The sequence below is a fragment of the Catalinimonas locisalis genome (genome assembly GCF_038039535.1).
In the GTDB taxonomy this organism is placed as follows: Bacteria; Bacteroidota; Bacteroidia; order Cytophagales; family Cyclobacteriaceae; genus Catalinimonas.
On record NZ_JBBPHP010000059.1, the window covers coordinates 19,511 to 29,911 of the forward strand.

Annotated in this window: 10 protein-coding genes; 3 read left to right on the forward strand and 7 right to left on the reverse strand. The window is 39.8% G+C overall.

What is annotated here, in order from left to right; genetic code table 11:
- The first annotated feature begins 171 nt into the window (after positions 1–171).
- Positions 172–1,287: an AI-2E family transporter gene (locus tag WJR50_RS31590; protein ID WP_341297335.1), complete on the forward strand. Its 1,116-nt coding sequence runs from the start codon at positions 172–174 to the stop codon at positions 1,285–1,287.
- A gap of 110 nt (positions 1,288–1,397) precedes the next feature.
- On the opposite strand, the gene WJR50_RS31595 is transcribed toward WJR50_RS31590, so the two are convergent.
- From WJR50_RS31595 to WJR50_RS31620, 6 genes are all read right to left on the reverse strand, one after another.
- Complete coding sequence (locus WJR50_RS31595; RefSeq protein ID WP_341297336.1) at positions 1,398–2,576, reverse strand: glycoside hydrolase 100 family protein; 1,179 nt, start codon at positions 2,574–2,576, stop codon at positions 1,398–1,400.
- Positions 2,577–2,585: 9 nt separating this feature from the next.
- Positions 2,586–3,728 carry a glycosyltransferase family 4 protein gene (locus tag WJR50_RS31600; protein WP_341297337.1) on the reverse strand — a complete coding sequence of 381 codons (1,143 nt, stop codon included), beginning with the start codon at positions 3,726–3,728 and terminating at the stop codon, positions 2,586–2,588.
- Positions 3,725–4,366 carry a PIG-L deacetylase family protein gene (locus tag WJR50_RS31605; protein WP_341297338.1) on the reverse strand — a complete coding sequence of 214 codons (642 nt, stop codon included), beginning with the start codon at positions 4,364–4,366 and terminating at the stop codon, positions 3,725–3,727. The genes WJR50_RS31600 and WJR50_RS31605 overlap by 4 nt, the downstream gene beginning before the upstream one ends.
- A 52-nt stretch (positions 4,367–4,418) precedes the next feature.
- Positions 4,419–4,886 carry a ferritin-like domain-containing protein gene (locus WJR50_RS31610; protein ID WP_341297339.1) on the reverse strand — a complete coding sequence of 156 codons (468 nt, stop codon included), beginning with the start codon at positions 4,884–4,886 and terminating at the stop codon, positions 4,419–4,421.
- Positions 4,887–5,195: 309 nt separating this feature from the next.
- On the reverse strand, positions 5,196–5,372 hold the full coding sequence (locus WJR50_RS31615) for a CsbD family protein (RefSeq protein ID WP_341297340.1): 177 nt from the start codon (positions 5,370–5,372) through the stop codon (positions 5,196–5,198).
- Positions 5,373–5,602: 230 nt separating this feature from the next.
- The gene (locus tag WJR50_RS31620) at positions 5,603–7,840 is read right to left on the reverse strand and encodes a bifunctional SulP family inorganic anion transporter/carbonic anhydrase (RefSeq protein WP_341297341.1); all 2,238 of its coding nucleotides are present in this window, start codon (positions 7,838–7,840) and stop codon (positions 5,603–5,605) included.
- A gap of 388 nt (positions 7,841–8,228) precedes the next feature.
- On the opposite strand from WJR50_RS31620, the gene WJR50_RS31625 reads away from it, so the two are divergent.
- Positions 8,229–8,462: a hypothetical protein gene (locus tag WJR50_RS31625; protein WP_341297342.1), complete on the forward strand. Its 234-nt coding sequence runs from the start codon at positions 8,229–8,231 to the stop codon at positions 8,460–8,462.
- A gap of 186 nt (positions 8,463–8,648) precedes the next feature.
- Here the strand turns inward: WJR50_RS31625 and WJR50_RS31630 are convergent, their stop codons facing one another.
- Entirely contained in the window at positions 8,649–8,999 is a 351-nt protein-coding gene (locus WJR50_RS31630; protein WP_341297344.1) for an ATP-binding protein, read from the reverse strand.
- 265 nt (positions 9,000–9,264) lie between these two features.
- Between WJR50_RS31630 and WJR50_RS31635 the strand changes: the two genes are divergently transcribed.
- Positions 9,265–9,747, forward strand: coding sequence for a hypothetical protein (locus WJR50_RS31635; protein WP_341297343.1), 483 nt, complete (start codon positions 9,265–9,267; stop codon positions 9,745–9,747).
- The last annotated feature ends 654 nt before the right edge of the window (positions 9,748–10,401 follow it).

Genomic DNA, 10,401 nt, shown 5'->3' on the forward strand with positions numbered 1-10,401 from the left:
ACCGTTTTGTTGTTCGGAAAACACAATAGCAAAATGGTCTGGATCTACCTCCTTCTTATAATTTATATTTGCATAGGAGGACTACAATGATCATATACCTTAGTGCAAAAAAAATCATATCAAAACCCATCTACCCCGCAGCGTAGGGTTAGGTAAATAGGCTCCAGTATAATGAAAACGATCCCCGGCTATGTTAAATATTTTATCATATTATCCAGCATTGTCCTTACGTGTTATGTACTGATATTAGGCAAGTCAATCCTAAGTCCCCTGCTGACAGCACTGGTCATAGCATTACTGCTTCGTCCACTAAGTGCTCAACTGGAAAAACTGAAGATCTCCAGGCTTTTTAGCTCCCTATTATCCATACTGATCGTTTTTATTGCCTTGGCTGGCTTATCCTACTTCTTTTCTTTTCAGTTGAGCAATATATCTAATGACCTCAATTCAATTGGTGCCCGTTTCAATGAACTTATTGATCAGGGATCTTCATGGATGGGAAGCACATTTGATATTGACCAGCAAAGGCAAACCCAATATCTCAAAGATTCGTTGAACCGCTTTTTGCAAAACAGTTCTTCTGTTTTCACTCAAACCGTTTTTGCTACTGCCGGATTTGTCACCTCATTCTTCTTGTTTCTCATCTCTTTGTTTTTCTTTTTATACTATCGTAGATTCTTTGCAACATCCATTTATCAATGGTTCAGTCCTGAAGATCATTATACAGTGGGAATCACCATTCATAAAATTGAGCGAGTGGTAAGGAGTTATATTTTAGGCGTGTTTATGGTGATTTCTATAGTGGCTATCCTAAATACTTTAGGGCTTATGCTGCTAGGCATTCAGCATGCCATTTTCTTTGGTGTACTGGCTGCTATACTGATTATCATCCCTTATATCGGTATTGTGATTGGCTCTCTGTTGCCCATCCTGTTTGCACTGGTTACCAAAGATTCTTTATGGTATCCTGTGGGCGTGCTGGGGGTACTATGGGGTGTTCAGGTACTGGAAGGTAATTTCATTACTCCCAATATTGTAGGAGGTAAGGTAAGTATCAACCCTTTTGCTGCTATCCTCGCATTATTCTTTAGCGGTATGCTCTGGGGTATACCGGGAATGGTTTTATCCATTCCGGTGCTGGCTATCTTCAAAGTTATCTGTGATGCCGTCAAGCCTTTGCAATCCATTGGCTTTCTCTTGGGAGCTCCTCCCAAAGAAGATGCTGGTTCTAACTTCAAGGCGGTTCACTTTCACTCTGTACTCAATGGAAATAAGTTAAAAAACTGATATGAAATAAGAAGAATATGCTGCGCTGACTTTTTCTTCCATGAGAATGTAGCAGGAACTGAGGAACTGCTTTCTTCAGTAAGCACCAGAGAATAGATATACGTTTTATATCAGTCCCTGAAGTCTCTGATTTCTTCAAAAAATGGTGTTCTTTTTTCTTCAACGCATTTTGCCGCATACAGATAAAGTGCAGCAGACCAGCTTTGCCAGTCTTGCCCCATGGGCTTACCATTTTGAGCTTTAATCCACTCGTTAAAACCAAATTCTAAGCTCCCGTTATTTGAAGTTATGATAGCATCTGTGAGTGTCATTAGTTTTTTTTCTGCAAGCTTGTGCTGCCCGGCAGCTACTAATGCTGACACATAAAACCCGCATATAAAAGGCCAAATACCACCATTATGATAATCACCTGGCATATTAAATTTTTTATACCTGTCCAGCCAGTCAGGGTCTTCAGGATTGATAAAGGGAAAGAAATTTGGTGGAAGTTCAAGCGCTAGATCACCTTTTTCCTTCATACTCCTACACTCCCCTTCAATCCAGGAAACCATCTTCTTGGCCCTGCTTGGAGATGCAATTCCGGAAAGGATGGCCAGGCTGTTGCCCAGCAGGTCAAATCTTTCGCTACTGTAAATTTTATAAGACCAGAAAGCATAGTAAGGTTTATGCGTGACGACTAACCCTTCGTGAACATGCCGATGCTGTATACTTCCCTGAATGGTAAACTTGCTCATTAGCTTATGAACAGTATCTGCTTTCTCATGCTGTCCATGCAGTCGCAGGTAACTATATACCAGCGTATTGACAAATAAGCCATAACCGGTTACCCATTGCTCATCGCGCCAGTCACTGGTAGGTTGCTGTGCTACCATGCAGTAGTCTGAAGGGCTTTGAAAGGCCATCCAGGTTAGAGATTTATTTGCTGCTTCATGAAGAAACTCAGGTTCATCCGTGAGCTTTCTAAAGATGCCGATCCCCAGTAAAAACAGAGGCGTGGTATCACTTGCGCCCCGGTCTTCTGGGTCATGTACCAGTGAGGGAATGTGGCCATTCTCAGTTTGATTTTGTGCCAGTACTTCCAAAACTTTCCGCATGCTTGCTATAAGCTGTTTATGATCGGAAACAGCAATACCCAGTATGGAAATCAGTAAATCTCTGGTATAAGGCTCGGGATATCCCCAGGCGGCAGTACGGGGAAGTCCATGGTAAGGGCCGTGCATATTATTAATAAGTACCTTAAGCGCTGCTTCTTTAGCTTCCTCTACTTTTTGCCTATTTGTCAGTTTCATACCTTAAACCTATGCTATGCCCAACTTTTCCTGAATAATACTTATAAATCGCTTAGCGACCACACGATAATCAAAATGTTGTACCACATGTTTTCTAGCTGATTTGCCCAGTTGGTTCCGCAAGGCAGTATCAGTCATCAGGTCCATCAGATAATTAGCGATATCATGAACACTGGCACGGTAATCCACTGTTCTGGGAGATTTAAAGACTACTTTGTGCTGATCTTCAAAACCGGATTCATTACCTAGAATTACTTCATTCACCACAATTTCTTGTGCTACACTTGCCAGTAGAGCAGTCTGCTGGTGTACCAGTGTATCCAGCATGCCCATTGCCTTAATCCCAATCACCGGTTTTTCAGATGCGCCAGCTTCTACCTGGGGCATGCCAAAACCTTCCAGTCTTGAAGGGGCAGCATATATGTCACATGCGCCTATCAGGTAAGGCATAAAATTGCGTGAAATGGTATTGGTGGCATAGGTTACATTCTTTTCAATGCCAAGTTGTGTAGCCATTTCAAGATCAGACAGGTTTTGTAATTTAGTTCTTGGTTGAGGCCATACCTTACAGACATATTTCCAGTCAGGGGCTTTATGGTCAATGACGGCGAGTGCCTGCATTACCTCCTGCGCCCCTTTTGATGCAGCATCACCACCTACAGTAAGGATCATCAACTGGTCTTCAGATATACCAAGGGCCTCACGAACAGCTGTAATTTTAGGATCGTCTTTGGTACGGGGAATGAAGGTAGAAGTATCACAACCCACAGGCAGTACTTCTATTTTATCCCCCTGTATACCATCCCGGACGTACATACTCTTAACCCACTGAGAGGTGACAAGTATTAGGGGAAGAGCATTCAGCGCTTCTTGATAATTGGCAATATAACCATCAGCGACCAGCCAGGGCACTGCCTGTATGCCGTATCGCTGAGGGTGTAATATAAGATGGGGTGTATGGCCCCAATAGCCTACTCCTACCACAATATCAGGGTTAAACCAACGATAGTACCATTCCTTTTCCTGGGCAGATTCAAAATGTACGGCATGGGCATCAACCCCAGTTTCCAGCAGTCCTTTATATAAAAGGTCGCCCTGGGTAGCGAGCCCTCCCGGAGAAGGAGGGTAGTCGTAGAGGACTAGTACTTTCATGACAGAATTCCTCCATGAATAAGCACCTGGATCGCCTCAGAAGAGTTCGTTATCTTCCAGAAAGACTCAGCCCGGGGTGAAGTTTCGGCCTCAAAACTATCTTCTTTAAAACCATAGGTCTCAGTAATGATGTTATATTTCTTCAGCCAGGTTTTCTCAGCCAGTTTGTTATAAATATTTGCGGTTTTGATGGGTTTTGGCAGATACTCTTTACTTCCGTCTTCATAGGCAAAAGCCCAGATTTCCTGTGCGGAAATCTTACCGGCTAACCATAGTTTGATGACAGCTTCTCCTATTTCTTCGTGCCTGATATGCCGGGTGTACTCTCCGGCAGGATTATGAGAGATGATGATATCAAAATGCTGCACAGGTAATAACTGAAGTATCATTTCCTGAACTTCACTTTCATCTAATGGTTCTAAGATGGGGCTATCGTCCAGATCGCTTATTTCTCCTCTGGAACCCAGCACTTTAAGAGCCTGAAAAAACCTGGGAGCCCGATCAGTGTCATTTGCCCTGCACAAGGAAATAATAAAACAATCCCAGGATGGGTGGCTCAATACGGTTCCTCCTGCCCAGAGTGTTTCATCATCAGGGTGGGCTACAATAATAGCGACCAACTTATTCTTTTTGATCATTTTTTCTGTAGAATAACTTAATAGGCTCCATGTTCAATTAAATGGCAAGAAGTCATGCCAATCTAGCCAGCAACATTTCAGCTATTTGTTCATGTTTTGTTACCAAACTGGCTAGAAATTTCTGATGCTTAATATCATTTGTTTCGGATAATAAGAGAATATCTCCCTTCAGTATCTTGATGATCTTTTGATGATCTCCTACTAATTCCTGTATAATTTGGTCACTTTTCATCTCGTCCTCCCATTCGCTCAGGCGAGTGATTTTGAGAAACTTTCTCATTGAGATGGGGGCTGCATATCGGGTCTTCAGTACTTGTTCAGCGATATCATCAATGATTATATCTAAAGACACCACCTGTTTTTCTATGAAACGGGTACTTTCAACAAAGCTTTGATGCTCTATATACCAATGTGCATTTCTGGTTTTGGTGTAAAGTACATATTCATCAGCCAGCAAAGTATTGTACAGACCGAATTTTGTTTCCGTGTTTAGATTGGGATTGCTGAATTCCGATTCCATGCTGACTAGTGTCATTTAATTAATATCAATAACGATGACCAAACTAATTACCAACTGCCACAGGTCTTAACATCTAAAAAAAAATTGAAGAAAGCTGATTTGAACAAGCTTATGAAACCTCTTTGGAAAGTGTAAGTTCAGATATTGATCTATTGAGTACTGAATTACTTTTCAGTACCAAAAAAACTTAAATAAAAAGGTACTTAAAGGAGAAAAAATTTTAGAATTTAAATCACTCTCCTTTTTTGATTTTGAAAAAATTTAAATACCCTTTCCAGTAAGTCCAGACTTACTAATAGAGAAGTTTTTTCAAAGAGAAGTCAATATGGCACCAAGCTCATTTCTGGAAATACTTAATTTAGCTTGTAATTTCTCTAACATTTCTTCTTTCCTACCATCAAAATACATAAGATCTCTATCCGTTAAAGCAGGAAATTTTTGCTTAAGTTTGCCCTTTTGCTCATTCCAGTTTCCTAATATTTCCATAGTTAAGCTATATTTATATAAATAATTATTGAAAAGTAGTTCTAATTTAGTCGTAATGGCTTACATAATGACTGGTATAAGTTACATCATTCACACATTTCCTTTAAGCCTGGTAATTAGTAAAAACTCGAAAGAAAGCGCCTAATTTGATCTGAAAATTGCGAAAGTGAAAAGCATAAATGCCAAGCTCAAAGGAGAGCAGGATGAGAAGTTTTTACCCAAAGCTATTTTTAGATTGAATGAAACAAGGAAGAAAACTCGATTTTACCTGTTTTACGATTAAAGAAAGCTGAACACAGACCTAAATTACCTTTGCTCACCTGCTCACTGAGGTATGCGTTTTGACTCATAATTCTACTTTTGGACTCTGTCAGATTCCACATGGTAATTTCGTCTACCAATACATTGACTTTTTCATGATTTAATTTTTCCCAGTTGAATTCAGCAGAAGAAAGGGCAGAGTCAAGTAATGGCATCAAATAAGAATCTTTTCTCTCCCGCTGACATTCAAGGGCTTCTCTGATAAAGGAGTTTTTAGAGTTCCCCATTAAAAGGATCAGTTTGGCGCCCTGGTTTCTACAGGCTACTTCTGTACTGTATATAAGGTCGTCACTCATGAGATTTCCTAAAGCACGCAAGGGGATAAGATCCCCGATACCGGTGTTTAGCAGCATGTTTAAAGGTTCACGCATGTCAATACAATTGATCACTACTGCTAAGGGAGCGTCTTTGATGAAATCCATTAACTCTTTGTTCCTTAATCGCTTTGAAACCAGGTTGCCATCTACATAATTTTGATTTCCTTCTATGAGGTGATTTAAAATTTCCTGTGGTGTGGTAAAGGCTTTTTTGAGTTTTGTTTGACTCCGTACCACCTTGATTTGGCTATTCGGATTATAACTTTCCCTTAGCCCTAATACAATGACCTCAATGCCATTTTCCCGCGCAAAAGTATTTTGAAAATCATTTAGAATCTCTATGATATCTTGCTCCACGTAGGTGGTAAAAGTAGCATCAATAATGATCTTTGAATTCTTAGAAAGATTCCATAAGATTTTTTTTATGGCAGGTTTATTCAGAAAGGATACTTCATTGGATAGCTCTAGCCGAACTTCTTCTCTCTTCCTGGATTTTGCACTTTCAATATAGAAGGGATTATAAAAATTACCTCTAAGTAAAAAAAACAGGCTTGAGGCCGTACCTATCAGTACACCAAGCAATACGTCTGTAAGCAAGATCCCGATGGTAGTGACTATAAAGGGGATAAACTGCTCCCAGCCCTTTCTGTACATGTTTCTGAAAAGGGAAACAGAAGCAAGCTTATAACCTACCACTAGGAGAATGGCCGCCAGGGAGGCCAGGGGGATCAGATTAATAATTGAACTCAGGACTAATACACTAGCCAGCAATAAAGCTCCATGGATTAGCGTGGAGAGCTTGGTTTCTGCTCCTGCCTCAATATTGACTGAACTCCTTACAATAACGGAAGTGATTGGAATACCACCGATAAATCCCGCCAGCGTGTTACCGATACCCTGGGCCACTAACTCCCGGTTAGGAGGACTTCTTCTCTTGTGTGGATCCAGATTATCTGCCGCCTCAATGGCCAGCAGCGAAGCAATAGAAGCGATCAAAGCGATGGTGAGGGCATAAATCCAGACCTGCGCATTATCTATAGCACTAAAATCAGGAAAGGTCAGGAACGAAGACAATCCGTCAATATCCGGAATATTGACCAGATGAGAGCCCTCCAGGTAAAAAGAAGGGATAAAATACTTAAAAAACATGTTCATTATCGCTCCTATAATCACCACCATCAGAAAAGGGGGGAGGATTTTGATTTTTCTTAAGAAGGTTTTATCCCAGAATATCAGAATCAATAAAGAAATAAGCGTCAATACAACAGCTCCCGGTGATAGAGATTGAAGAATCACCGAGATTTCCGGAGGATTAAGCACAAAATTCCGGGAGTAATCCATAATCCGGCTATCTTGTTCCACGCCTAAAGCATAGGAGATTTGTGAGAATATAAGAATAAGCCCAATAGCAGCCAGGAGGCCCTTAATGATGCTGGTAGGCATGTAGTCAGCAATTATCCCGGCCTTCAGGATACCAATCAGTAGCTGTATCAGTCCTCCGATCAGCAGAGCCAGTAAAAACACTTCAAAGCTGCCTAATTCTTGTATGGCTACCAATACTACAGCGGTTAAACTTGCAGCAGGCCCGCTTACGCTTACCTCAGATCGACTAATGCTTCCGACTACGATACCACCAATTATTCCCGATATTAGTCCTGAGATTAATGGTGCACCACCAGCCAGTGCAATGCCCAGGCACAAGGGTAGGGCTACCAGAAAGACTACGATGCCGGCAGGTATGTCTTTGCCCGGGCGGCTAAAGATGGGTCTTCTTCTGGTTTCAATTTTTGCTTTGGCAATTAATTTTCTGAAAGGTCTATTTTTTTTCAAGCTTTTAAGGTTTGAGTTTTGTATTCATTAAAGTAAGGATTGTTAGAGGTACTTATGTCTTCTTCTACAATTATTTATTGAATGAACACTTCTTTTATAGCAGAAGAAGAGAGGTGCCAAGAGAAAGCCCGGTTTCTTTTATCTGCTCTGGATAGTATATACGCTCTTCAGTGATACTCGCGATTCAAACTTCTGAGATGTAATTACTCAGTATTGTTAATTTAGATCATAACGAAGTGTTTTTTATTTTTCCCTGTTATAAGTATTTCTATTTTAAATTTGCAGCTTAAAGTTTGACAAACCCATCAATTATGCTTAACTCTCCTTGTTTACTTTCTTTTCTGTAAAAAATCCTAGATCAGGAGAATGAATATCAAACGAGAAACCCATGGATAAAAATGATGCGTTTAGAATCTTATTCAAAAAGATGATAAACATAGAAGCCCGAAACGCAAAGTTAGAAGATGAAGTCGCTGTCTTGCGTAATGCGTTGAGCCTTGAGGAAAAAAGTAGAGACCATTCACATTATTTACAAGAAGTTGTGCAAAAACTTATGAAAGACTATCCTGAGTTGATTAATGTTGAAGAGCTGAATAATATTTTTGGCTTATCTAACGATTAAGTGCATGATTAAAATTATGTATATCAATTGGACATAGTCAGGGTGATATTTTTGTGTTTTCTTCCAGCCTGGATCTCCATAAACGGCTAGACAAATCATTTGTAAGATACAGAAGGTAGAGGAGTATGGGGCGATCATTCTTCTAATTTTTAGATTTCAGATATACTTTAAACTCCGTACCCTCACCTAGCTGGCTTTGGATAATGATCTTACCTCCTTCATTCTCAACAATTTTTTTACCAGATACAGCCCAATACCTGTTCCTTCCACACGCTTTTCAAAACGAGTGTAGGGAGTGAAGAGTTGGTCTTTTGCCTCATCAGCTATTCCAAGCTCATTGTCTTTAACGGATAGCAACACATAACCCTCTTCTTTTTTTATTTTTATGTGAATTTGTGGACCCCTTGAAGGCGATTTGTATTTTATGGCATTGCTTAAAAGGTTGTACAGTACACTTCTGAAGTTCTTTAGGGTTGAATCACGGATTTCCGTTGTGATCTGCGCGTTGCTATCAGGGTCTGATGGTGAATAGAGAATAAATTAACCTCAAAAAGCAGCTTATCCTTGTATTAATTTTTATGGCAATTCCCTGTTGCAACAGCTTCTGTACCTATTCAAAGAACCAACTTTTACTATTCATGCTCTCTACAAATGGGTAATGGTAATGTGTGAATGATGTAATTTAATTCCAAGCTTGTATAACTCTTATCAGATCAAATACAGGTAGCTTCCCTTATCATCAATAGACCTGAATGCAGGCTATTTACTAATAACCTATTTCAAACAAGTTAAATATAAAAACATGAAGAAATATCCGATTTATACCTCAACCCTGTTTGCCATTATATGTGCATTTGCCTTATGGAGTTGTAGCAGGCCTGTAACCAAGTCAGATGTACAGGATCAAGTAAAAGATGCTCAGGATGCCACTCAAAATGCACAGGAAGAAACCCAGGCTGCAATGGAAGCCAGAGAGCAGTATGCTAAAGATGATCGGCAGGCCAGGATAAAAAACCTGGAAGACAGGAGCAGTGACATTGATAACAGGATTAAAGAGTTAAATAAAAGTGTCAGAAAGTCATCAAACCAGGCAGCTACTGCTGATATTGAATCAGCGATAGAGAATCTTCAGGATGAGAAGATGGATTTGAATGAAAAAATAGATGACGTAAAGTCTATAAAAGATGAAGATTGGAGTTCTTCTTATGAAGAGTTAAACCAGGCTATTGCCAGAATAGAAAGAGAAATCAATAAACTATCCCTAAGTATAGAAGGTAATGAATAATATAAATTTATCCTGTAGAAATGGTTTTGTTTTGTATGGTGTTGCCAAATTGATAGATTCTTAACCCTAAAAAATATAGGAGAGCAAGTGCAACTTACTCTCCTTTTTTAATTCAACGGACTTACCTGGCTGCGTTTACTACATTTTGGAGAAAGGAGGCTGATGTCCACTGGGAAAAGCTGTAAATTTGTAATTACCTCCTTCTTTTTCCTAAAAAACACTTCCCTGTCATAATGACTGGAGCGCAAGCTGTAAAATACAGCTAGCAGGGGAACCACCTCCAACAATATAAAGACTCTGTTACTGCTCATGTGCTCTTTTGAGGAAATCATTCCATAAACCTATGTATAATACAGGGGCTGAATTAAGACTTGGGTGAGGAGAGTAATAATGGGTAGTATTCCAACGAGTGAGGACATGTCACATCAATATTATTTTACTTCAGAAATATCTAAATAATATTCACTACCTTTTTTAAAGGAAGGATTTTACATTTGGATCGTCTATCCATATTTAAAGTCTTCCAATTGGAGCAGCAAGATTAAATTGATTGCTTTCTGGATATTCCGGTGATGCTGGCTCTTCCTAAATTTTGGTGAAGCTATTATTTTCCCCTTAAGCAGCCCCTCTGCCAAGTTTATACATTACTCTTTT

Bases quoted from the DNA above. Each gene is read 5' to 3' on its own strand.
- WJR50_RS31590 (WP_341297335.1), top strand. From the start codon at position 172: ATGAAAACGATCCCCGGCTATGTTAAATATTTTATCATATTATCCAGC.
- WJR50_RS31595 (WP_341297336.1), bottom strand. From the start codon at position 2,576: ATGAAACTGACAAATAGGCAAAAAGTAGAGGAAGCTAAAGAAGCAGCG.
- WJR50_RS31600 (WP_341297337.1), bottom strand. From the start codon at position 3,728: ATGAAAGTACTAGTCCTCTACGACTACCCTCCTTCTCCGGGAGGGCTC.
- WJR50_RS31605 (WP_341297338.1), bottom strand. From the start codon at position 4,366: ATGATCAAAAAGAATAAGTTGGTCGCTATTATTGTAGCCCACCCTGAT.
- WJR50_RS31610 (WP_341297339.1), bottom strand. From the start codon at position 4,886: ATGGAATCGGAATTCAGCAATCCCAATCTAAACACGGAAACAAAATTC.
- WJR50_RS31615 (WP_341297340.1), bottom strand. From the start codon at position 5,372: ATGGAAATATTAGGAAACTGGAATGAGCAAAAGGGCAAACTTAAGCAA.
- WJR50_RS31625 (WP_341297342.1), top strand. From the start codon at position 8,229: ATGGATAAAAATGATGCGTTTAGAATCTTATTCAAAAAGATGATAAAC.
- WJR50_RS31635 (WP_341297343.1), top strand. From the start codon at position 9,265: ATGAAGAAATATCCGATTTATACCTCAACCCTGTTTGCCATTATATGT.